Below are 22,727 nucleotides of genomic sequence, written 5' to 3' on the forward strand. Positions count from 1 at the left end.
CGGTACGCCGGGCAGCTGGGGTAACTGGGGGGTACGCGCCGAGCGGCGAGGGGCAGGTCGCAGCGCGGTCACCCGGGCAAGGCGCACGCCATCGACCGGCCCCGGGCCAGACGCAAGCCGCAGGCCGAGCCTAAGGCGCCCGCCCCGGCCGCCCGAGCCGGAGGCGGCAGGTCCGCCGGTCGTACCCGGAGAGGGCCGGGCGAAGTCCAGTCGGCCGAGCGAGAAGGCGCTCACGCCGACCCGCCCAGGCCGGGCTGCGGCGAAGTCGGCCGAAGGCCGCCCAGGCCGGCCGGAGTCGGACGCGGCAAGGCCGGAGCCGGACGCGCTCGCGTCCTGCCGGCCTCAGCCCGATTCGCCTCAGCCCTCAGCCCTGCTGCCCCGACGCCTTCCTCCACGTCGGCCGCAGTGCCACGGCGCGCTCCCGTACCCCCGACCACCAGGCCGACGCCGCCCACACCACGCGGACGGCGGAGCGGGGGGCGAGCAGGGCCCGGAGCCTGGCCGGGCGGCCGACCGCGGCGCCGAGGCCCGCTGCCGCGCGGCGGACGTCGTCCGTCAGGCCCGCTGCCGGGCGCGGGTGCGGTGCGTAGAGGACCTGCTCCACCGCGTTCGCCACCCGGTGCACCGAGGCCGCTGCGGCCGCGTCGAGGTCGCCCAGCCGGACGATGCGGGCGGCCGCCTTGCGCGGGGTCTGTGACTCGTCCGGCGCGATGCCGAAGTCCCAGGCCGTGTCGGTCAGCTCCTGCCAGACGGCCAGCGTGTGCAGCGCCGCGTCCGCCTCACTGCGGCCGTGCCCCCCCAGCCGGACCGTGCGGGACCGCAGGCGCCACAGCATCGGAGCCAGGGGGCCCGCCAGGACGGCGAGGCCGGCCAGGGCCCACGCCAGCAGCGCGTACCACTTCGGCCCGTCGTCGCTCGTGGGCAGGACCGCCTGCGGGGACTCGCTCGCGCACCCGCCGTCCAGCCTCTTCTGCTCCGGCGTGCAGCTCTCGCTCTGTGAGGGCGCCGCGGAAGGCGCGGCGGAAGCCGACTGGGTCGGTTGTTCCGGGACCGGCGCCGCGTCGTCCGGGGTGTCCGGCAGCGTGTACGGCGGTATCGAGCCACGGTTCGGAGTCGGCTCGAACCGCGTCCAGCCCACACCCTCGAAGTACAGCTCGGGCCAGGCGTGCGCGTCGCGCAGCCCCACCGACACCGAGCCGTCCCCCTGCGGGGTACCGGGCGCGAAGCCCACCGCGACCCGGGCCGGTATGCCCAGGGAGCGGGCCATCGCCGCCATGGCGAAGGAGAAGTGCACGCAGAAGCCCTGCTTGTCCCGCAGGAAGCGGGCGATCGCCTGCGAGCCGCTGCCGACCTGCACCTGCGTGTCGTACTCGAAACCGCCGGTCACGGCGAACCAGTCCTGGAGCTTGACCGCCTGGTCGTACGGGTCGGCGGCGCCCGCGGTGACGTTGCGGGCGGTGCGGGCCACCACCGGCGGCAGCGAGTCGGGCAGTTCCGTGAAGTCGCGCAGGATGTCCGACGGCGGCGGCCCGGCCGAGGCCAGCTGCTCCGCCGACGGTTCCACGTCCAGGCTCCTCACCTGGTACGTCAACCCCCGCGTGCTCTGGCCGTGGTCGCCGACCAGCGTCATGCCCACCGGCTCGTAGCGCCAGTTGCCGCTGATCCGCACGCCGCTCGGCGGGTACGGCATGGGCAGCCAGTCCTGGGCGTACCAGTCGGCCGCCGAGATCGTGGTGTCGACCTCCGTGCGCTTCACGCCGGGGCCGAGGCCGACCGGCGTCGGGAAGGTGCCGTCGGGGACGGCGGTGATGGACCGGCGGGACGGCTTCCAGGTGGTGCCGTCGAAGTCGTCCAGGGACACGATCCGCAGATACAGGTCCGAGACGTCCGGCAGTTTGGTCCGCACGGACAGGACCTGCCGGTCCTCGTCCGCGTTCAGGCTGTCCCGCAGCGACACCAGGGGGTTCACGGCGGAGATCGTGCCGCCGCCGCCCGTGCCGCCGCCCGCGCCCGCTCCGACGGAGTCCAGCAGGCCGCCGTTCATCGCCGGCAGTCCGAGCGGCACCACCAGCGCGATGCCCAGCGCGACCGCGCCGATGCGCCGGCCGGTGCGGACCGGGGCGACCGTGCCGCTCGACTCCTCTCCGGCGGTGCGCGGAGCCCCGCCGAAGACCCGGCCCCACTGGGAGAGCCGGTCCCGCCCCTCGGCCAGGAGCAGCATCAGATAGCCGGCCGCCGCCACCAGGAACCAGAGCCAGTCCGTGCCCCCGTCGGACAGCCCCGCGGCCACCGAGTACAGGGCGAGCAGCGGCAGCCCGGCCGGGGCGGCGCTGCGGAACGTCACCGCGAGGGTGTCCACCAGCAGCCCGATGACCAGAACCCCGCCGATGAGTATCAGCCGGATGCCGTCGGACTCCAGGGGCGCCGGGATCGCGTACCGCGCGATGTCGTCACCGCCCTGCCGGAGCAGGACCGCGAAACGGTCGAAGGCCTGCGGCCCGGGCACCAGCCCGGCGAGGGCCTGCTCACGGGCGAACACGAAGGTCAGCAGCAGCACGGTGGCCACGGTCTGCGCCGCCACCGTCAGCGGCCGCGCCAGCGGCACCCGGCGGGCCGCGGTACCCACACCCGCCTGCACGGCCAGCAGGAAGGCCGCCTGCACGATCCAGGTGGCAGGCTCGACGAGGGGCAGCAGGGCGCACGCGGCCATCAGCGTGGCCGCCCACGCGCTCAGCGTCAGTCGTATCCGGCCGCTCATCACGGTCCCTCCCCGCCGCTCGCGGCGGCCACACCCCTGCGCTCCCGCTCGGCCCGCCGCCACAGCTCGTCCACGGAGGCGCCCCGCGGCACGCCCAGGGCCGTCCAGCCCGCCTCGCGCAGCATGCGGAGCCGGTCCCCGCTCCCGTCCAACGGAGCGGGCCCATCGCTCGGTTCCCGCACCCAGGTCTCGCTGTCCAGCAGGAAGGCGACCGCGCCCGGGCTGCGCTGCCGCATCCGGCCCAGCACGGCCGCCTGCTCCTCGTCCAGGTCGCCGAGGAAGGCCACCAGCAGTCCCTCGTTCCCACCACGCAGCACGTCGTAGACCCGGGACAGGTCCGCGCCGTCGGAGTGGTCGATCACCGCGAGGGTGTCCATCATCAGTCCGGCCGCGTCCGCCGACTCCTGGCTCGCGCCCGCGAACCCGTCGCCGCCCTCGCCGGGCACCGCGCTACCGGTGTCGGTCAACAGCCGTACCTTGAAGCCTCGTTCGAGCATGTGCACCAGCACGGACGCGGCGCCCGACACGGCCCACTCGAAGGCCGAGTCCGGTCCCGCGCCCTGGTAGGCGATGCCCCGGGTGTCGAGGAGCACCGTGCAGCGGGCGCGCTGCGGCTGCTCCTCGCGGCGCACCATCAGCTCGCCGTAGCGGGCGGTGGAGCGCCAGTGCACGCGGCGCAGGTCGTCGCCGTAGCGGTACCCGCGCGGGATGATGTCGTCATCGCCGGCCAGGGCGAGCGAGCGCTGCCGTCCGTCGCCGTACCCCTTGGCCTCGCCGCTGAGGCGCACCGGGGCGAGCGGCTCCACACGCGGGATCACCGTCAGCGTGTCGGACGTCGAGAAGGACCGGGTCAGCTCGCACATCCCGAACGGGTCGGTCAGGCGCAGCTGGAGGGGGCCCAGCGGATAGCGGCCGCGCAGGTCGGAACGGACCCGGTAGGACACCTCGCGCCGCCCGCCCGCCTCCACCCGGTCCAGCACGAAGCGGGGCCGGGGGCCGAGCACGTACGGCACCCGGTCCTGGAGCATCAGCAGGCCCGTGGGCAGCCGGGAGACGTTCTCCATCCGCAGGTGGACCCGGGCCTCGCTGCCGGCGGGCACGCGCGCGGGGGAGAGACGGCGGCTGCCCGCGACCCGGTAGCGAGTGCGGTACAGCACCGCCGCGCACACCAGCGGCAGCACCGCCAGCAGCAGGCCCACGCGCAGCAGATCGCTCTGCCCCAGCACGTACGAGCAGACGGCGGCGGCCACTCCGGCGGCCAGGAAGGAGCGTCCGCGGGTGGTCAGACCGGCCAGGGCCGTGCGGATGCCGCCCTTCTCGCCCCGGTCGGCCTCCGCCTGCCCCGTCCCCGCGGTGGTCATCACAGCCTCCGCGGCGGCTGCTGCGGATACGCCGGCGCCGGACGGCCGAGGCCGCCGATGCCGCTCGGCTGCTGGGGCGCCGCCGGCACCGGAGTGCGCTGCAGGATCTCCTCGACAACCTGCTCGGCCGTGCGGCGGTTCAGCTGGGCCTGGGCGGTCGGCAGCAGACGGTGGGCCAGGACGGCGACGGCGAGGGACTGCACGTCGTCCGGCAGCGCGTACTCCCGGCCGCTGAGGGCCGCGGTCGCCTTCGCGGCGCGCAGCAGATGCAGCGTCGCGCGCGGGGAGGCGCCGAGTCTCAGGTCGGGGTGCGAGCGCGTGGCGCCGACCAGGTCGACCGCGTAACGCCGGACCGGCTCGGCCACGTGCACGCCGCGCACCGCCTCGATCAGCTTGAGGATCTCGTGCGCGTGGGCCACGGGCTGGAGGTCCTCCAACGGCGAGACGCCGCCGTGCACGTCCAGCATCTGCAACTCGGCCTCCGCGCTCGGGTAGCCGACCGAGACCCGGGCCATGAAGCGGTCGCGCTGCGCCTCCGGCAGCGGGTAGGTGCCCTCCATCTCGACCGGGTTCTGCGTCGCCACCACCATGAAGGGGCTGGGCAGCTCGTAGGTCTTGCCGTCGATGGTGACCTGGCGCTCCTCCATCGACTCCAGGAGCGCGGACTGCGTCTTGGGCGAGGCGCGGTTGATCTCGTCGCCGATCACCACCTGCGCGAAGATCGCACCCGGCTTGAACTCGAAGTCGCGGCGCTGCTGGTCCCAGATGGACACACCGGTGATGTCCGACGGCAGCAGGTCCGGCGTGAACTGGATGCGCCGCACCGAGCAGTCGATGGACCGCGCCAGCGCCTTGGCCAGCATCGTCTTGCCGACTCCGGGGACGTCCTCGATCAGCAGGTGTCCCTCGGCGAGCAGCACGGTCAGCGAGAGCCGTACGACCTCGGGTTTGCCCTCGATCACGCCTTCCACCGACTCCCGCACGCGTTCCACCACGGCGGTCAGATCAGTGAGGCTCGCTCGATCGTCATAGGTCGTCACCCGGCCCTCCTCGGCCTTTCCCGCGCTCCCAAGGAGCACGGGCTACCCCAATTTCCCGGGCCGGCGCCGCATGACGCGGGCCGGCCCACCCCGAACCACGGACACCACGCGTGGAAAGTTCCGCGCGACGTCACTCCCGCATTCTTGCTGCCGTTACCGATTCGTGTCACTCGACTGTGGACAACTGGCCGCGATATGTCGGTCTTGCGGCCCTTCGGACGTGTGACTGACAGGCTTTCGACAGCTGAGGCAGGTGCTCCGGGGCGGGCGGCCCTCTACGGCCAGGCCGGGAGGCCGGGTCAGGAGGCCGGGTCGATCTCCCGCAGCAGGCCGGTCTTCACGTCGAAGACGAACCCCCGCACATCCTCGGTGTGCTGCAGGAACGGCGAGGTGCGTACCCGCTGCATCGACTGCCGCACGTCCTGGTCGACGTCCCGGAAGGACTCCACGGCCCAGGCCGGACGCTGGCCGACCTCCAGCTCCAGCTCGGTGCGGAAGTCCTCGGTGAGCGATTCCAGGCCGCAGCCGGTGTGGTGGATGAGCACGACGCTGCGCGTCCCCAGCTTGCGCTGGCTGATGGTCAGCGAGCGGATCACGTCGTCGGTGACGACACCGCCCGCGTTGCGGATGGTGTGGCAGTCGCCGAGTTCCAGACCGAGCGCGGCGTGCAGGTCGAGTCGGGCGTCCATGCAGGCCACGACGGCGACGTTCAGGACGGGGCGGGCGTCCATGCCGGGATCCGTGAAGGCCGCCGCATAACGCTGGTTCGCCTCCGCGAGCCGGTCGATGACGGTGCCGCCGGTCGCGGCGTCGGGGCCTGTGGGAACCGATGCAGAAGTCGTCATACCCATGACGGTACTGGTCACGACCGTTCTCGTCCCGCTGTGAGAGAGGACAAAGAACGCCATCAGCCCTTGTAGTGAGGTAACCCACAAGGGCGGCGTGCCGCCGGTCGCGACGCGCAGGCCGGTTGATTGACCGGAAGACAGGGTGGACTAAAGTGACGCGAAGCGGGAGGCGAGACTCTCCCCGCTGGACTGAATTCTTCGGAGACCCCGGCGACAACCGGGGTGACTCCCCGCGTGCGCGGCGCGTACGCACGGCTCGGCCTCCTCCCGCTCCCGGTCGGCTGACGCTTCCGGCGCCGGCAGGCCTCACCTTCACCAGGGGTCCCCAGCGAAGCTGTGGGAGGGCGGAGACCCGGCGGTGCGTACGGCCGCGCCGGATCGAGAGGGCCCAGGATCGATGGGGCGCGAAGCGCATTCGAATGAGGGTGGTGGTGGGCGACGGGAGGGAGAGGGCCGACACGTCCCGGTGATGCTCCAGCGGTGCCTGGATCTGCTGGCACCCGCCCTGGAGGGCCCGGACGCCGTGGTCGTCGACTGCACCCTTGGCCTCGGCGGCCACAGCGAGGCGTTCCTGGAGAGGTTCCCCGGCGTCCGCCTGGTCGCCCTGGACCGTGACAAGGAGGCCCTGCGCCTGTCCGGCGAGCGCCTCGCGCCCCACGGTGAGCGCGCCACCCTCGTCCACGCCGTCTACGACGAACTGCCCGAGGTGCTCGACAGGCTCGGCATCGCGCGCGTGCAGGGCGTCCTGTTCGACCTCGGCGTCTCCTCCATGCAACTCGACGAGGCCGACCGCGGCTTCGCCTACGCCCAGGACGCCCCGCTCGACATGCGGATGGACCAGACGGCCGGAATGAGCGCCGCCGAGGTCCTCAACACGTACCCGCCCGGCGAACTGGTCCGCATCCTCCGGGCGTACGGCGAGGAGAAGCAGGCCAAGCGCATCGTGAGCGCGATCGTGCGCGAGCGGGAGAAGGAGCCGTTCAGCACCAGCGCGCGCCTGGTCGAGCTGATCCGCGGCGCGCTGCCGCAGGCCGCCAAGCGCACCGGCGGCAACCCGGCCAAGCGCACCTTCCAGGCCCTGCGCATCGAGGTCAACGGCGAGCTCTCCGTGCTGGAGCGGGCGATCCCGGCCGCCGTGAAGGCGCTCGACGTGGGCGGGCGGATCGCGGTGCTGTCGTACCACTCGCTGGAGGACCGGCTGGTCAAGCAGGTGTTCGCGGCGGGCGCCGCCACCACCGCGCCGCCCGGGCTGCCCGTCGTGCCCGAGCGCTACCAGCCGCGGCTCAAGCTGCTCACGCGCGGTGCCGAACTCCCCACCGAGGAGGAGATCGCCGAGAACCGGCGGGCGGCACCGGCGCGGCTGCGGGGGGCCCAGCGCATCAGGGAGGACGTCGAGTGAGGCGTGTGCAGGCCGGACCGAGGGAGCGCGAGTGAGCAGCACACCCGAACTGAAGGGGAGAGCGGCCCGTCTCGCGCGGCTCTTCCCGACGGGCCCCGGGCAGGCGGCCCGCACCCCCTTCGTCTTCCTGGTCGTCCTCCTCCTCGGCGGCGGTCTCATCGGCCTCCTGGTGCTCAACTCGGCCGTGAGCGAAGGCGCGTTCAAGCTCGAGGACCTCCAGCGCGAGACCAAGAACCTCACCGACGAGGAACAGGCCCTCCAGCGGGACATCGACGCCTACTCCGCCCCCGAGGCCCTGCAGCGCCGTGCCCGCGAACTCGGCATGGTCCCCGGCGGCGACCCCGCCTTCCTCGCCCCCGACGGCACGGTGAAGGGCGTCCCCAGCCCCGCGTCCGGCGTCCGCCGGACCGCAGCCGACATTCCCCTGGTCCTCGCCCCCGAGGCCATGACCGACGGCCCCGCATCGACGACCCCCGGCAGGTGACGGAAGTGTCCGACAGGGAACCCCCGCGCCGCCGCGTGCCCGGTCCCGCCAGGTCCGCCCGCCCGGACGCCCGGCGCCGTCCCGGGCCCGGCGCGCGTCCGGCCCGGCGGCCGGGACCGGGCCGTCCGGCGGCACCCAAGCCGCTCCGGCTGGGCAGCCCCCGCCCCCGGCTGCGCCTGGTCGGGCTCGCGCTGACCCTGGTCCTGACCGCCTTCGTCGTCCGGCTGTTCCAGGTGCAGGCCGTCGACGCGGGCACGTACGCCGCCAAGGCCGAACAGAACCGCTACGTCGGGCAGGTGCTGGCCGCGGACCGGGGCGAGATCACCGACCGGTCCGGTGTGGCGCTCGCGACCAGCGAGGACGCCTACGACATCACCGCCGACCCCACGATGTTCGCCCCCGACCGGCTGAAGATCGGTGACGGGCCCGAGCAGGCGGCCGCGCTCCTCGCGCCGATCCTCGGCCAGGACCAGGAGACCCTGGTCAAGAAGCTCCGGCCGAAGAACAAGGCCCTGCGCTACGTCAAGCTGGCCTCCCGCCAGACCCCGCAGGTCTGGAAGCAGATCAAGGACCTGAAGACCGCGCTCGCCAAGAAGGAGGAGACGGACAAGTCCGCGCACAACGTCCTCGCGGGTGTCTTCTCCGTAGCCACCAGCAAGCGCGTGTACCCCAACGGCGACCTCGCCGCCGGGATACTGGGCTGGGTCAACGCCGAGGGCAAGCCCGGCGGCGGCATCGAACTCCAGCTGAACAAGCAACTGGCCGGCAAGGACGGCAAGATCCGCTACGCCCAGTCCGGCGGCCGCCTCGTCCCCACCGCGGGTTCCACGGAGACACCGGCCGTCCCCGGCAGCGACGTCGAACTCACCATCGACCGGGACATCCAGTGGGCCGCCCAGAACGCCATCGCCGACCAGGTGAAGGAGTCCGCGGCCGACCGCGGCTACGTCATCGTCCAGGACACCCGCACCGGCCAGATCCTGGCCATGGCCAACTCACCCGGCTTTGACCCGAACGACCTGTCCGACGCCGACCCGGCAGCCCTCGGCAACGCGGCCCTCCAGGACGCCTTCGAGCCCGGCTCCACCGCCAAGGTCATGTCGATGGCCGCCGTCCTCCAGGAGGACGCCGCCACCGCCTCGACCCACGTCGTCGTGCCCAACCGGCTGCACCGCGGCGACCGGCTCTTCAAGGACGACATCGACCACCCGACCTGGTACCTGACGCTCAACGGCGTCCTCGCCAAGTCCAGCAACATCGGCACCATCCTCGCCACCGGCCAACTCGGCAAGACCCAGGCCGAGGCCAACAAGGTCCTCTACGACTACCTGCGCAAGTTCGGCCTCGGCAGTTACACCGGGCTCGGTTTCCCCGGCGAGACCAAGGGCATCCTCGCCCCGCCCGACAAGTGGTCGACCTCGCAGCAGTACACGATCCCTTTCGGCCAGGGCGTCTCCATCAACGCCATGCAGGCCGCGTCCGTGTACTCGACCATCGCCAACGGCGGCGTCCGCGTCGACCCCACACTCGTCCGCGGCACCAAGGGCCCCGACGGCCGCTACACGCCCGCTCCCCAGCCCAGGAAAACCAGGGTCGTGAGCGCCGAAACGGCGAAGACCCTCGCCCGGATGCTGGAGTCCGTCGTGGACGACGAGGAGGGCACCGGCACCAAGGCGCGCATCCCCGGCTACCGCGTCGCGGGCAAGACGGGTACCGCCAACCGCGTGGATCCGGCCACCGGCAAGTACCACGGCTACACCTCCTCGTTCGCCGGCTTCGCCCCCGCCGACAAGCCCCGCGTCACCGTCTACTGCGCCATCCAGAACGCCACCCAGGGCAGCTATTTCGGCGGTCAGATCTGCGGCCCCGTCTACAAGAAGGTCATGGAGTTCGCACTGAAGTCCCTCCAGGTCCCGCCGACCGGCGCCAAGCCCGCGAACCTCCCGGTCACCTTCAAGCGCTGACCGGCCGCAAGCCCGGTCAGCACGGAACCCACCAGGAACCACCTCGTGACAACGATCACCCCCGACCCCGGGAACCACAGCAGCCCCGCCCCCTCGCTTCGCCCGGAGGCGGGTGCGCCCGGTACGCTCACCGCCGTGCCACACGCTGATCAGTCCCAAACCACCCAGAAGGGCCACCCCGTGACATACCCCGGGCCGCCCCGGCCGGCGCAGGTCTCCGCCACACCCCTCGCGGAACTCGCCGGACAGCTGGGTGCTTCCACGCCGGAGAGTGCCGCCGAGGTCACGGGCATCACCCACGACTCCCGCGCCGTGCGCCCCGGCGACCTGTACGCCGCCCTCCCGGGTGCCCGGCTGCACGGCGCCGACTTCGTCAACCAGGCCGCCGGCCTCGGCGCGGCCGCCGTGCTCACCGACCCCACCGGCGCCGAGCGCGCCGCCGCCTCCGGGCTGCCGGTCCTGGTCGTCGACGACCCCCGCGCCCGGATGGGTGAGCTGGCCGCCACGATCTACGGCCACCCCGGCCGGGACCTGCTCCAGATCGGCATCACCGGCACCTCCGGCAAGACCACCACCGCCTATCTCGTCGAGGGCGGCCTGAAGACCGTCCGGTCCACCGGCCTGATCGGCACGGTCGAGATGCGCATCGGCGACGAGCGCATCAAGTCCGAGCGCACCACCCCCGAAGCCACCGACCTGCAGGCCCTGTTCGCCGTCATGCGCGAACGCGGTGTCGAGGCGGTCGCCATGGAGGTCTCCAGCCACGCCCTGGTACTCGGCCGCGTCGACGGCTGCGTCTTCGACATCGGCGTCTTCACCAACCTCAGCCCGGAACACATGGAGTTCCACTCCGGCATGGAGGACTACTTCCAGGCCAAGGCACAGCTGTTCACGCCGGAACGCGGCAGGCTCGGCGTGGTCAACGTCGACGACGAGTACGGCCGCAGACTGGCGAACGAGGCCACCGTCCCGGTCGTCACCTACTCCGCCGAGGGCCACCCGGACGCCGACTGGCGCGCCGAGGACGTCGAGGTCGGCCGGCTGGACTCGACGTTCACCGTCATCGGGCCCAAGGGCGAGCGGATCGCCGCCAAGTCCCCGCTGCCCGGCCCGTTCAACGTGGCCAACACCCTCGCCGCGATCGTCGCCCTGGCCGTCGCCGGCCTCGACCCGCAGGGCGCCGCCGACGGCGTCGCCGCCGTACCCGGTGTGCCGGGCCGTCTGGAGCGCGTGGACGCCGGGCAGCCGTACCTCGCGGTCGTCGACTACGCCCACAAGACCGATGCCGTCGAGTCCGTGCTGCGGGCCCTGCGCAAGGTCACCGAGGGCAAGCTCCACATCGTCCTCGGCTGCGGCGGCGACCGGGACAGGTCCAAGCGTGAGCCCATGGGCGCCGCAGCGGCCCGGCTCGCCGACACCGCCACCCTGACCTCCGACAACCCCCGCTCCGAGGATCCCCTCGCGATCCTCGCCACGATGCTCCAGGGCGCGGCGTCCGTGCCCGCGCACCATCGCGGCGAGGTGCAGGTCTTCGAGGACCGGGCCGCCGCGATCGCCGCCGCCGTCGCCCGCGCCGAACCCGGCGACACCGTGCTGGTCGCCGGAAAGGGCCACGAGCAGGGCCAGGACATCGCCGGTGTGGTCCGTCCCTTCGACGACCGCCAGGTGCTCCGCGAAGCCATCCAGAAGACCCAGGGATGAAAATCCAGAAGACCCAGGGGATGAACTTGTGATCGCCCTCTCCCTCGCCGAGATCGCAGAAGTCGTCGGCGGGCAGACGCACGACATACCGGATCCGTCCGTCCAGGTCACCGGCCCGGTCGTCCGGGACTCCCGGGAGGCGGGGCCGGGCAGCCTGTTCGCCGCCTTCGCCGGGGAGCGCGTGGACGGCCACGACTTCGCGGCGGCGGTCGTCGAGGCGGGAGCGGTGGCCGTCCTCGGCACCCGGCCCGTCGGCGTGCCCGCGATCGTCGTGGACGACGTCCAGACCGCCCTCGGCGCCCTCGCGCGGCACGTCGTACGCCGCCTCGGCGCCACCCTCGTCGCCCTCACCGGCTCGGCGGGCAAGACCAGCACCAAGGACCTCATCGCGCAGGTGCTCCAGCGCAAGGCCCCGACGGTGTTCACGCCCGGCTCGCTCAACAACGAGATCGGGCTCCCGCTGACCGCGCTCAGCGCCACCGAGGAGACCAGGTTCCTCGTCCTGGAGATGGGTGCCCGCGGCATCGGGCACATCCGCTACCTCACCGGCCTGACGCCCCCGAAGGTCGGTCTCGTCCTCAACGTCGGCAGCGCCCACATCGGCGAGTTCGGCGGCCGTGAGCAGATCGCCCAGGCCAAGGGCGAACTCGTCGAGGCCCTGCCGTCCGAGGCCGAGGGCGGCACCGCGATCCTCAACGCGGACGACCCCTACGTCCGGGCCATGGCCACCCGTACGAAGGCGAAGGTGCTCCTTTTCGGAGAGTCCGGCGAAGCGGACGTGTCCGCCGAGAACGTGCGACTCACGGACACCGGACAGCCCTCGTTCAGGCTTCACACACCCTCCGGTGCAAGCGATGTGACCATGCGCCTGTACGGTGAGCACCACGTGTCGAACGCGCTCGCCGCGGCCGCCGTCGCCCACGAACTGGGCATGTCCGCTGACGAGATCGCCGTCGCGCTCTCCGAGGCGGGCTCCCTCTCCCGCTGGCGGATGGAGGTCACCGAGCGCCCGGACGGCGTGACGGTCGTCAACGACGCCTACAACGCGAACCCCGAGTCCATGCGGGCCGCTCTGCGCGCGCTCGCGGCGATGGGCAACGGGCGTCGTACGTGGGCGGTGCTCGGCAAGATGGCCGAGCTCGGGGACGAGGCTCTCGCCGAGCACGACGCGGTCGGACGGCTCGCCGTCCGGCTCAACGTCAGCAAGCTCGTCGCGGTCGGTGGCAGGGAAGCCGCCTGGCTGCAACTGGGCGCATATAACGAGGGTTCGTGGGGTGAGGAGTCGGTGCACGTGTCCGACGCACAGGCGGCGGTCGACCTGTTGCGCAGCGAGTTGCGCCCGGGGGACGTCGTGCTCGTGAAGGCGTCCCGTTCGGTCGGCCTCGAGAGCGTTGCCCAGGCGCTGCTCGAGACCGGTGCCGAGGGTGAGGTTTCCGCCCGATGATGAAGCAGATCCTGTTCGCAGGAGTCATTGGCCTCTTCCTGACGCTGGTCGGCACCCCGCTGCTGATCAAGCTCCTGGCCCGCAAGGGCTACGGCCAGTACATCCGCGACGACGGCCCGCGCGAGCACGCCAGCAAGCGCGGTACGCCGACGATGGGCGGTATCGCTTTCATCTTCGCGACGGTCGCCGCGTACTTCCTGGCCAAGGTGATCACGGGTTATCTCGACCCGGACGTCGACGCGGCGCCGACCTTCTCGGGTCTGCTGGTGCTCGGCCTGATGGTCGGCATGGGCCTGGTCGGCTTCCTCGACGACTACATCAAGATCGTCAAGCGTCGTTCGCTGGGCCTCAGAGCCAAGGCGAAGATGGCCGGTCAGCTGATCGTCGGCATCGCCTTCGCGGTGCTGTCGCTGCAGTTCGCGGACGCCCAGGGCCAGACCCCGGCGTCCACCAAGCTCTCCTTCGTCCATGACTTCGGCTGGTCCATCGGGCCGGTGCTGTTCGTCGTCTGGGCGCTGTTCATGATCCTCGCGATGTCGAACGGCGTGAACCTGACGGACGGTCTGGACGGCCTCGCCACCGGCGCGTCCGTGCTGGTGTTCAGCGCCTACACGTTCATCGGCGTCTGGCAGTTCCAGGAGTCCTGCGTGAACGCGGAGACCCTGACGAACCCGACGGCCTGTTACGAGGTGCGCGACCCGCTCGACCTCGCGGTCGTCTCCTCCGCGCTGATGGGCGCCTGCCTCGGCTTCCTGTGGTGGAACACCTCGCCCGCCAAGATCTTCATGGGTGACACCGGTTCGCTCGCCCTCGGCGGTGTGCTCGCCGGCCTCGCGATCTGCTCCCGCACGGAGCTGCTGCTCGCCATCCTCGGCGGCCTGTTCGTCCTGATCACCATGTCGGTGGTCATCCAGGTCGGCTCCTTCCGGCTCACCGGCAAGCGCGTCTTCAGAATGGCGCCACTCCAGCACCACTTCGAACTCAAAGGCTGGTCCGAAGTGCTCGTGGTGGTTCGTTTCTGGATCATCCAGGGCATTTGCGTGGTAGTCGGACTGGGTCTCTTCTACGCGGGATGGGTAGCGGACAAGTGATCTCCTCGGAGCCCTTCGACTTCCAGGGCAAGCACGTCACCGTCGCCGGGCTCGGCGTCTCCGGCGTCCCGGCGGCCAAGGTGCTGCACGGACTCGGCGCGATCGTCACGGCCGTCAACGACGGCGCCGACGAGCGCGCGCGGGCACAGGCCGCCGAACTGGAGGCGCTCGGTATCACCGTGCGCCTCGGTGACGGCGGCACCCTGCCCGAGGGCACCGAGCTGATCGTCACCGCGCCCGGCTGGAAGCCGGACAAGCCGCTGTTCGCGGCGGCCGGGCAGGCGGGCGTCCCGGTCTGGGGCGATGTCGAACTGGCCTGGCGCCTGCGCGGGCCCGACGCCGCCCCCTGGCTGGCCGTCACGGGCACCAACGGCAAGACCACCACCGTCCAAATGCTGGCGTCGATCCTGAAGGCGGCGGGCCTGCGCACCGCCGCCGTCGGCAACATCGGCGTCTCCCTCCTGGACGCGGTGCTCGGCGAGGAGCGGTACGACGTCCTCGCCGTGGAGCTGTCCAGCTACCAGCTGCACTGGGCGCCGTCCCTGCGCGCCCACTCGGCCGCCGTGCTGAACCTCGCCCCCGACCACCTCGACTGGCACGGCTCCATGGAGGCGTACGCCGCCGACAAGGGCCGTATCTACGAGGGCAATCGCGTCGCCTGCGTCTACAACGCCGATGCCACCGACAAGCCGTCCACCGAGGACCTGGTCCGCGAGGCCGACGTCGAGGAGGGCTGCCGGGCCGTCGGCTTCACCCTCGGCACCCCGGCGCCGTCCCAACTCGGCGTCGTCGAGGGCATCCTGGTCGACCGCGCCTTCGTGGAGAACCGGCAGAAGAACGCCCAGGAGCTCGCCGAGGTCGCGGACGTCAACCCGCCGGCCCCGCACAACATCGCCAACGCCCTCGCGGCGGCGGCCCTCGCACGCGCCTACGGCGTGCCCGCCAAGGCCGTACGGGACGGCCTGCGGGCGTTCACCCCGGACGCCCACCGCATCGCGCACGTGGCGGACGTGGACGGGGTCGCCTACGTCGACGACTCCAAGGCCACCAACACGCATGCGGCGGAAGCCTCGTTGGCGGCGTACGAGTCCATCGTGTGGATCGCGGGGGGACTCGCCAAGGGCGCGGCCTTCGACGAGCTGGTCACCAAGTCCGCGCAGCGGCTGCGCGGTGCCGTGCTGATCGGCGCGGACCGCGAGCTCATCCGTGAAGCCCTCGCGCGACACGCCCCGGAAGTACCCGTCGTCGACCTCGACCGGACCGACACTGGGGCGATGCGCGCGGCGCTTCAGGAGGCGCGGCGGCTCGCCCGCCCCGGTGACACGGTGCTGTTGGCTCCGGCGTGCGCCTCCATGGACATGTTCGTCAACTACAACAAGCGCGGGGACGCTTTCGCGGACGCCGTTCGTGAGCTCGGCTCCGCCGAGGGCTGACCCGGGTCCGCCTCGCCCGGCGGCGCTGCCGGGCATACCAGGGAGGGACGCGTGACACGGATGCGGCTGGGGCCCGAGCAGCGGCCCGGGGGCCTGCGCGGTGAAGCGTTTCCCCCCGGCACGGCGGGGTGAGCGGCGATGCCCACCAGCCGCACCGGACGGCCCCCGGTCCAGCGAGCCCCCAAGCGCCCCGCCCCCTCCCGGACCCTGCGCGACAACCCCGTCCTGAACTTCTACATCCGGGCACGCAGGGGCTGGGACCGGCCGCTCACGGCCTACTACCTCATCCTCGGCGGCAGTCTGCTGATCACCGTGCTGGGGCTGGTGATGGTCTACTCGGCCTCCCAGATCACCGCGCTGCAGATGTCGCTGCCGGGCTCGTACTTCTTCCGCAAGCAGCTGCTCGCGGCGGCGATCGGAGCCGGCCTGCTGCTCGCCGCGTCACGGATGCCGGTGAAACTGCACCGCGCGCTGGCCTACCCCATCCTCGCGGGCGCCGTCTTCCTCATGGTCCTGGTGCAGATCCCCGGGATAGGGGTATCGGTCAACGGCAACCAGAACTGGATCGCCCTCGGCGGCTCCTTCCAGATCCAGCCCAGCGAGTTCGGCAAGCTCGCCCTCGTGCTGTGGGGCGCCGACCTGCTCGCCCGCAAGCAGGACAAGAGGCTGCTGACCCAGTGGAAGCACATGCTGGTCCCGCTGGTCCCGGCCGCCTTCATGCTGCTCGGTCTGATCATGATCGGCGGCGACATGGGAACGGCGATCATCCTCACGGCCATCCTGTTCGGTCTGCTCTGGCTGGCCGGCGCCCCCACGCGGCTGTTCGCCGGTGTGCTGTCGGTCGCCGCCCTGCTCGGCCTGCTCCTCATCAGGACCAGCCCCAACCGCATGGCCCGCCTGCAGTGCCTCGGCGCCACCGAACCCCAGTCCGGCCCGGTCGACTGCTGGCAGGCCGTGCACGGCATCTACGCCCTCGCCTCGGGCGGAATCTTCGGCTCCGGGCTGGGTGCGAGTGTGGAGAAATGGGGCCAACTCCCCGAAGCCCACACCGACTTCATCTTCGCCGTCACCGGTGAGGAACTGGGCCTGGCGGGGACGCTGTCGGTACTCGCCCTCTTCGCGGCTCTAGGCTATGCGGGTATCCGCGTGGCCGGACGCACGGAGGACCCGTTCGTGAGGTATGCCGCGGGAGGCGTGACCACCTGGATCACGGCCCAGGCCGTGATCAACATCGGTGCGGTGCTCGGTCTGCTGCCGATCGCCGGCGTCCCCCTCCCGCTGTTCTCCTACGGAGGATCCGCCCTGCTGCCGACCATGTTCGCCATCGGGTTGCTGATCGCCTTCGCGCGCGACGAGCCCGCTGCGCGGGCGGCGCTTGCGATGCGGCAACCCCGCTTTGGTAGAAAGCGGGGGGCTGGGGGAACCGGTTCCGGCCGGAGTCCCCGGAGATGGAACACGATGCGACGGCGCGCCTCGGCGGCGCGCTCGTCCGGAGAGCGGTGAATTTCGGTGCATGTCGTACTCGCCGGCGGAGGAACCGCGGGCCACATCGAGCCCGCGCTCGCCCTCGCGGACGCCCTGCGCAGGCAGGATCCGACCGTGGGGATCACGGCCCTGGGGACGGAACGCGGCCTCGAGACCCGTCTCGTACCCGAGCGCGGGTACGAACTCGCGCTGATCCCCGCCGTACCGCTGCCGCGCAAGCCCACCCCCGAGCTGATCACCGTCCCGGGCCGGCTGCGCGGCACCATCAAGGCGACCGAGCAGATCCTGGAGCGCACCAAGGCGGACGCCGTGGTCGGCTTCGGCGGCTACGTCGCCCTGCCCGGCTACCTCGCGGCCAAGCGCCTCGGTGTGCCGATCATCATCCACGAGGCGAACGCCCGCCCGGGTCTGGCCAACAAGATCGGCTCGCGGTACGCCAGCCAGGTCGCGGTCTCCACCCCGGACAGCAAGCTGCGGGGCGCCCGCTACATCGGCATCCCGCTGCGCCGCTCCATCGCCACCCTGGACCGGGCCGCCGTACGCCCCGAGGCCCGTGCCGCGTTCGGGCTCGACCCGAACCTGCCCACGCTGCTGGTCACCGGCGGCTCCCAGGGCGCCCGCCGCCTGAACGAGGTCGTCCAGCAGGTCGCGCCCTGGCTCCAGCAGGCCGGAATCCAGATCCTGCACGCGGTCGGACCGAAGAACGAACTGCCGCACGTCCAGCAGATGCCGGGGATGCCCCCCTACATCCCGGTAAGTTACCTGGACCGGATGGACCTCGCGTACGCCGCGGCCGACATGATGCTCTGCCGCGCCGGCGCGATGACCGTCGCCGAACTCTCCGCCGTCGGGCTCCCGGCCGCCTACGTCCCGCTGCCCATCGGCAACGGCGAACAGCGGCTCAACGCCCAGCCGGTGGTCAAGGCCGGCGGCGGTCTGCTGGTGGACGACGCGGAGCTGACCCCCGAGTGGGTCCAGCACAACGTCCTGCCCGTGCTCGCCGACCCGCACCGGCTGTACCAGATGTCCCGCAGTGCCGCCGAGTTCGGCCGCCGGGACGCCGACGACCTGCTCGTCGGCATGGTGTACGAGGCGATCGCCGCCAGCCGTGCACACCGATAGGACCGTATGACGGAAGGCAGGGAGCGTGGCCGGATCGACCACCGCCGAGCGCGGTGAACGCCAGCAGGAGTCGTCCGGCCCGCCGCCCCGTCTGCGCTCGAGGCGGGCCCGGCTCCGCGCGCTCGTCATCCTGGGCCTCGCCCTGGTCTTCCTGGGCATCCCGGCGGTCTGGCTCTTCTACGGCTCCGACTGGCTGCGCGCCGAGCGGGTCTCCGTCTCGGGGACACGGGTTCTGACGACGGCTCAGGTCGAGGCCGCCGCCGACGTCCCCCTCGGGAAGCCGCTGATTTCCGTCGACACCGATGCGATCGAGACGCGACTGCGCCAAAAGCTGCCCCGAATTGACTCGGTTGACGTGGTCCGTTCCTGGCCCCATGGAATCGGCCTGGAAGTGGTCGAGCGGACTCCGGTTCTGATTGTCCAAAAGGGCGGAAAGTTCGTCGAAGTGGACGGTGAAGGTGTCCGTTTCGCTACGGTTTCCGAGGCGCCGAAAGGCGTGCCCGCACTGGAATTGACGCTGTCGAGGTCCGGCTCCGCCGCCGCGAGCCTGCGCCGCTTCGGCGAGTCCCGGCTGGTGCGCGAGGCGGTCGGCGTCGCCCGCGCCGTTCCGGCCGCCGTCGCGCGCGGCACACGGACCGTCAAGGTCCGTTCCTATGACGACATCCGGCTGGAGTTGAGCGACGGCCGCACGGTCATCTGGGGAAGCAGCGAGAAGGGTGCCGCGAAGGCCCGTACACTCACCGCCCTGATGAAAGCCTCGCCCGATGCGCGGTACTTCGATGTGAGTGTCCCCACCGCGCCCGCGTCATCAGGGAGTTGACGCACATCAGCGCAGGCCAGCACCCTGGTTGGGCAGTGCTACGGCTGATCACATAGGGTGAAAAGAAAAACGGGAGGTTCGGCGTGTTCGTTGAACGTGCGCCACTTGTCGACTTAGTGTCCTGTTCAGAAGACTCCAAGGAACAGACACACTGGTAACCCTAAACTTCAGGGTTAGGGTTCGGGTCGGCGATACGGACCGTCCCATTCGGCATCAGTCGTCGGGTCGCGGGGCGCAGCGCGTCACGGTGATTCGGCGACACGTAACTCGAGGCGAGAGGCCTTCGACGTGGCAGCACCGCAGAACTACCTCGCAGTCATCAAAGTCATCGGTGTCGGCGGCGGTGGTGTCAATGCCATCAACCGGATGATCGAGGTCGGTCTCAAGGGCGTCGAGTTCATCGCCATCAACACCGACGCGCAAGCTCTGTTGATGAGCGACGCCGACGTCAAACTGGACGTCGGCCGTGAACTCACCCGCGGACTCGGCGCCGGAGCCAACCCGGCCGTGGGCCGCAAGGCCGCCGAGGACCACCGCGAGGAGATCGAGGAGGTCCTCAAGGGGGCCGACATGGTCTTCGTGACAGCCGGTGAAGGCGGCGGCACCGGCACCGGCGGCGCGCCCGTCGTGGCCAACATCGCCCGCTCGCTCGGTGCCCTCACCATCGGTGTGGTGACGCGCCCGTTCACCTTCGAGGGACGGCGCCGCGCGAACCAGGCCGAGGACGGCATCGCCGAACTCCGCGAAGAGGTCGACACCCTCATCGTCATCCCGAACGACCGGCTGCTGTCCATCTCGGACCGCCAGGTCTCGGTGCTGGACGCCTTCAAGTCGGCCGACCAGGTCCTGCTCTCCGGTGTCCAGGGCATCACCGACCTCATCACCACCCCCGGCCTCATCAACCTCGACTTCGCCGACGTCAAGTCGGTCATGTCCGAGGCCGGCTCGGCCCTGATGGGCATCGGCTCCGCCCGTGGTGACGACCGCGCGGTGGCCGCCGCCGAGATGGCGATCTCCTCGCCGCTGCTGGAGGCGTCCATCGACGGCGCCCGCGGTGTGCTGCTCTCCATCTCCGGCGGCTCCGACCTCGGTCTGTTCGAGATCAACGAGGCCGCCCAGCTGGTGAGCGAGGCCGCTCACCCCGAGGCCAACATCATCTTCGGCGCGGTCATCGACGACGCCCTCGGCGACGAGGTCCGGGTTACCGTGATCGCGGCCGGCTTCGACGGCGGCCAGCCGCCGGCCCGCCGGGAGAACGTGATCGGTTCGGCCTCGGCCAAGCGCGAGGAGCCGGCCCCGGCCCGGCAGACCGAGGGCCGCCCGTCCTTCGGCTCGCTCGGCAGCGTGACCCCGAAGGAGGACCCGGAGCCCGCTCCGGAGCCGGTCAAGGACATCCCGGTCGCCCCGCCGGTCCCGCCGGCACCGCGGACCTACTCGGACAGCGCGGCCGAGGAACTGGACGTACCGGACTTCCTCAAGTGATTCTTCTGACGTGATAGGACAGCGCGAAAGCGTGAGCGGCGCCCACTTCGCCTTCACCGACCGGTGGGGCGGGGTGAGCGCCGCTCCGTATGAGGAGCTCAACCTCGGCGGAGCGGTCGGAGACGACCCCGGCGCCGTACGCGCCAACCGCGAGCTGGCCGCCAAGTCGCTGGGTGTCGAGCCGGACCGGGTGGTCTGGATGAACCAGGTGCACGGGGCGGACGTGGCGGTGGTGGACGGGCCGTGGACATCCTCGTCCGGGATCCCGGCGGTTGACGCGATCGTCACGACACGCCGGGGGCTCGCCCTCGCCGTGCTCACCGCCGACTGCGTGCCGGTGCTGCTCGCCGACCCGGTCGCCAGAGTCGCCGCCGCGGCCCACGCGGGCCGGCCGGGCTTGATCGCCGGTGTCGTCCCGGCCACGCTACGCGCGATGACGGACCTGGGCGCCGAGCCCTCCCGGATCGTCGCCCGCACCGGTCCCACCGTCTGCGGCCGGTGTTACGAAGTGCCCGAGGCGATGCGCGCCGAGGTGTCCGCCATCGAGCCGGCGGCGTACGCCGAGACGAGTTGGGGAACGCCGGCGGTCGACGTGAGCGCCGGGGTGCACGCCCAGCTGGAACGGCTCGGGGTGCGCGACCGGGGGCAGTCGCCGGTGTGCACGCTGGAGTCGCGCGATCACTTCTCGTACCGACGCGACCGCACCACCGGGCGGCTCGCGGGCTATGTGTGGCTGGACTGATGGGGCATGACGGACCGTAAGGACGAACTCGCCGCAAATCTGGCGAAAGTGGAACGGCGCGTCGCGGGAGCGTGCGCGGCGGCGGGGCGTCGGCGCGAAGAGGTGACCCTGATCGTGGTCACCAAGACCTACCCCGCGAGCGATGTGCGAATTCTCGCGGAACTCGGTGTGCGGCACGTCGCCGAGAACCGTGACCAGGACGCGGCCCCGAAGGCCGCCGCCTGCTCGGATCTGCCCCTCACATGGCACTTCGTGGGTCAACTCCAGACCAACAAGGTGCGATCGGTGGCCGGTTACGCGGATTTCGTGCAGTCCGTCGATCGTTCCAAGCTCGTCACAGCTCTGTCGAAGGAGGCCGTCCGGGTCGGCCGGGAGCTTGGGTGCCTCCTCCAGGTCGCACTCGACGCCGGGGTCAGCGGCCGGGGTGAGCGCGGCGGCATCGCGCCCGACGGCATCGCGGAGTTGGCCGGCCTCGTCGCCGGGGCTCCCGGGTTGAAACTCGGCGGACTGATGACCGTCGCACCGCTCACCGGGGAATACGCGGGACGCGAACAGGCGGCGTTCGAGCGGTTGATGGTTTTGTCGACCGACCTGCGCCGGAGTCATCCGACTGCCACCATGGTCTCGGCAGGGATGAGTGCGGACCTCGAACAGGCCGTGGCGGCCGGAGCGACACATGTGCGCGTCGGCAGTGCGGTACTCGGAGTCCGCCCCAGGCTCGGGTAACGTCGCCAAGAAGTCGGACCACAGCAGAAAATATGGTCATTGCCGCCGATAGGCGGATCAAGGACCTCGTGGATCGCGGGCACTTGGCAGTCGTCAGCTGATCCACCACAGAGCGGAGGACTCAGAGCATGGCCGGCGCGATGCGCAAGATGGCGGTCTACCTCGGCCTCGTGGAGGACGATGGGTACGACGGCCGCGGATTCGACCCCGACGACGACTTCGAACCCGAACTGGACCCGGAGCCCGAGCGGGATCGCCGACGGCACGAGCCGTCCCACCAGTCGCACGTCTCACATCAGCCCCAAAGGGACGAAGAGGTGCGAGTCGTGCAGCCGCCTGCGCCCCGCGAGCCGGCCGCCCGCTCCGCTTCGCTCGCCGCGGAATCCAGCCGCCCGGCACGCATCGCGCCCGTGGCGTCCATCACACAAGAACGCGCAAGTCTGGAGAAGAACGCACCGGTGATCATGCCCAAGGTCGTGTCGGAACGAGAGCCTTACCGGATCACCACGCTTCACCCGCGGACCTACAACGAGGCCCGTACCATCGGGGAACACTTCCGTGAGGGCACCCCGGTGATCATGAATCTGACTGAGATGGACGACACAGATGCGAAGCGACTTGTCGACTTTGCGGCCGGTTTGGTGTTTGGTCTTCACGGCAGTATCGAGCGGGTGACGCAGAAGGTGTTCCTGTTGTCGCCTGCTAACGTCGATGTCACGGCGGAGGACAAGGCCCGCATCGCAGAGGGCGGGTTCTTCAACCAGAGCTGAGACGCACCACCGGAAAAGCAGTACACAGCACTACACAGCAGGGCACAGGGGAGAGGG

General features: G+C 71.3%; 18 protein-coding genes. 14 read left to right on the forward strand and 4 right to left on the reverse strand.

Annotated elements, in window-relative coordinates; all coding sequences use genetic code 11:
• Nucleotides 1–364: 364 nt before the first annotated feature.
• The 4 genes from ACZ5TL_RS11155 to ACZ5TL_RS11170 form a co-directional block, all read right to left on the reverse strand.
• Nucleotides 365–2,758 (reverse strand): transglutaminase TgpA family protein, encoded by a 2,394-nt coding sequence (locus tag ACZ5TL_RS11155; protein ID WP_468589144.1) that lies wholly within the window; start codon nucleotides 2,756–2,758, stop codon nucleotides 365–367.
• Nucleotides 2,758–4,119, reverse strand: a complete 1,362-nt coding sequence (locus ACZ5TL_RS11160; protein ID WP_468589145.1) for a DUF58 domain-containing protein — start codon at nucleotides 4,117–4,119, stop codon at nucleotides 2,758–2,760. Before ACZ5TL_RS11160 ends, ACZ5TL_RS11155 begins: the two co-directional genes overlap by 1 nt.
• The gene (locus tag ACZ5TL_RS11165; protein ID WP_468589146.1) at nucleotides 4,119–5,159 is read right to left on the reverse strand and encodes an AAA family ATPase; all 1,041 of its coding nucleotides are present in this window, start codon (nucleotides 5,157–5,159) and stop codon (nucleotides 4,119–4,121) included. The genes ACZ5TL_RS11160 and ACZ5TL_RS11165 overlap by 1 nt, the downstream gene beginning before the upstream one ends.
• A 299-nt stretch (nucleotides 5,160–5,458) precedes the next feature.
• Complete coding sequence (locus ACZ5TL_RS11170; protein ID WP_468589147.1) at nucleotides 5,459–6,004, reverse strand: beta-class carbonic anhydrase; 546 nt, start codon at nucleotides 6,002–6,004, stop codon at nucleotides 5,459–5,461.
• Nucleotides 6,005–6,404: 400 nt separating this feature from the next.
• Here ACZ5TL_RS11170 and rsmH point away from each other — a divergent pair, with 400 nt between their 5' ends.
• The 14 genes from rsmH (at nucleotide 6,405) to ACZ5TL_RS11240 (ending at nucleotide 22,670) form a co-directional block, all read left to right on the forward strand.
• Nucleotides 6,405–7,406 carry a 16S rRNA (cytosine(1402)-N(4))-methyltransferase RsmH gene (rsmH, locus tag ACZ5TL_RS11175; protein ID WP_468589148.1) on the forward strand — a complete coding sequence of 334 codons (1,002 nt, stop codon included), beginning with the start codon at nucleotides 6,405–6,407 and terminating at the stop codon, nucleotides 7,404–7,406.
• Between the two features lie 31 nt (nucleotides 7,407–7,437).
• Nucleotides 7,438–7,890, forward strand: coding sequence for a cell division protein FtsL (gene ftsL / locus ACZ5TL_RS11180; RefSeq protein WP_468589149.1), 453 nt, complete (start codon nucleotides 7,438–7,440; stop codon nucleotides 7,888–7,890).
• A gap of 5 nt (nucleotides 7,891–7,895) precedes the next feature.
• Nucleotides 7,896–9,854 (forward strand): peptidoglycan D,D-transpeptidase FtsI family protein, encoded by a 1,959-nt coding sequence (locus ACZ5TL_RS11185; protein WP_468589150.1) that lies wholly within the window; start codon nucleotides 7,896–7,898, stop codon nucleotides 9,852–9,854.
• A 180-nt stretch (nucleotides 9,855–10,034) separates the two neighbouring features.
• Entirely contained in the window at nucleotides 10,035–11,555 is a 1,521-nt protein-coding gene (locus ACZ5TL_RS11190; RefSeq protein ID WP_468589152.1) for a UDP-N-acetylmuramoyl-L-alanyl-D-glutamate--2,6-diaminopimelate ligase, read from the forward strand.
• Nucleotides 11,556–11,583: 28 nt separating this feature from the next.
• Nucleotides 11,584–12,999, forward strand: coding sequence for a UDP-N-acetylmuramoyl-tripeptide--D-alanyl-D-alanine ligase (locus tag ACZ5TL_RS11195; RefSeq protein ID WP_468589153.1), 1,416 nt, complete (start codon nucleotides 11,584–11,586; stop codon nucleotides 12,997–12,999).
• Nucleotides 12,999–14,090, forward strand: coding sequence for a phospho-N-acetylmuramoyl-pentapeptide-transferase (gene mraY / locus ACZ5TL_RS11200; protein WP_033312746.1), 1,092 nt, complete (start codon nucleotides 12,999–13,001; stop codon nucleotides 14,088–14,090). Before ACZ5TL_RS11195 ends, mraY begins: the two co-directional genes overlap by 1 nt.
• Nucleotides 14,072–15,523 carry a UDP-N-acetylmuramoyl-L-alanine--D-glutamate ligase gene (gene murD, locus ACZ5TL_RS11205; RefSeq protein WP_468589154.1) on the forward strand — a complete coding sequence of 484 codons (1,452 nt, stop codon included), beginning with the start codon at nucleotides 14,072–14,074 and terminating at the stop codon, nucleotides 15,521–15,523. Before mraY ends, murD begins: the two co-directional genes overlap by 19 nt.
• A 138-nt stretch (nucleotides 15,524–15,661) precedes the next feature.
• Nucleotides 15,662–17,026 carry a putative lipid II flippase FtsW gene (gene ftsW / locus ACZ5TL_RS11210; protein ID WP_468589155.1) on the forward strand — a complete coding sequence of 455 codons (1,365 nt, stop codon included), beginning with the start codon at nucleotides 15,662–15,664 and terminating at the stop codon, nucleotides 17,024–17,026.
• A gap of 6 nt (nucleotides 17,027–17,032) precedes the next feature.
• A complete protein-coding gene (gene murG, locus ACZ5TL_RS11215; protein ID WP_468589156.1) occupies nucleotides 17,033–18,130 on the forward strand; it encodes an undecaprenyldiphospho-muramoylpentapeptide beta-N-acetylglucosaminyltransferase in 1,098 nt (365 codons plus the stop codon).
• A 25-nt stretch (nucleotides 18,131–18,155) separates the two neighbouring features.
• Entirely contained in the window at nucleotides 18,156–18,950 is a 795-nt protein-coding gene (locus ACZ5TL_RS11220; protein WP_468589157.1) for a cell division protein FtsQ/DivIB, read from the forward strand.
• A 288-nt stretch (nucleotides 18,951–19,238) separates the two neighbouring features.
• Complete coding sequence (gene ftsZ, locus ACZ5TL_RS11225; protein ID WP_468589158.1) at nucleotides 19,239–20,432, forward strand: cell division protein FtsZ; 1,194 nt, start codon at nucleotides 19,239–19,241, stop codon at nucleotides 20,430–20,432.
• A 10-nt stretch (nucleotides 20,433–20,442) separates the two neighbouring features.
• Nucleotides 20,443–21,174, forward strand: a complete 732-nt coding sequence (pgeF, locus tag ACZ5TL_RS11230) for a peptidoglycan editing factor PgeF (protein ID WP_468589159.1) — start codon at nucleotides 20,443–20,445, stop codon at nucleotides 21,172–21,174.
• A 6-nt stretch (nucleotides 21,175–21,180) separates the two neighbouring features.
• Nucleotides 21,181–21,900, forward strand: coding sequence for a YggS family pyridoxal phosphate-dependent enzyme (locus ACZ5TL_RS11235; protein ID WP_468589161.1), 720 nt, complete (start codon nucleotides 21,181–21,183; stop codon nucleotides 21,898–21,900).
• A gap of 128 nt (nucleotides 21,901–22,028) precedes the next feature.
• A complete protein-coding gene (locus ACZ5TL_RS11240; RefSeq protein ID WP_468589162.1) occupies nucleotides 22,029–22,670 on the forward strand; it encodes a cell division protein SepF in 642 nt (213 codons plus the stop codon).
• Nucleotides 22,671–22,727 lie beyond the last annotated feature (57 nt).

Source organism: Streptomyces sp. NPDC033136 (genome assembly GCF_055578235.1).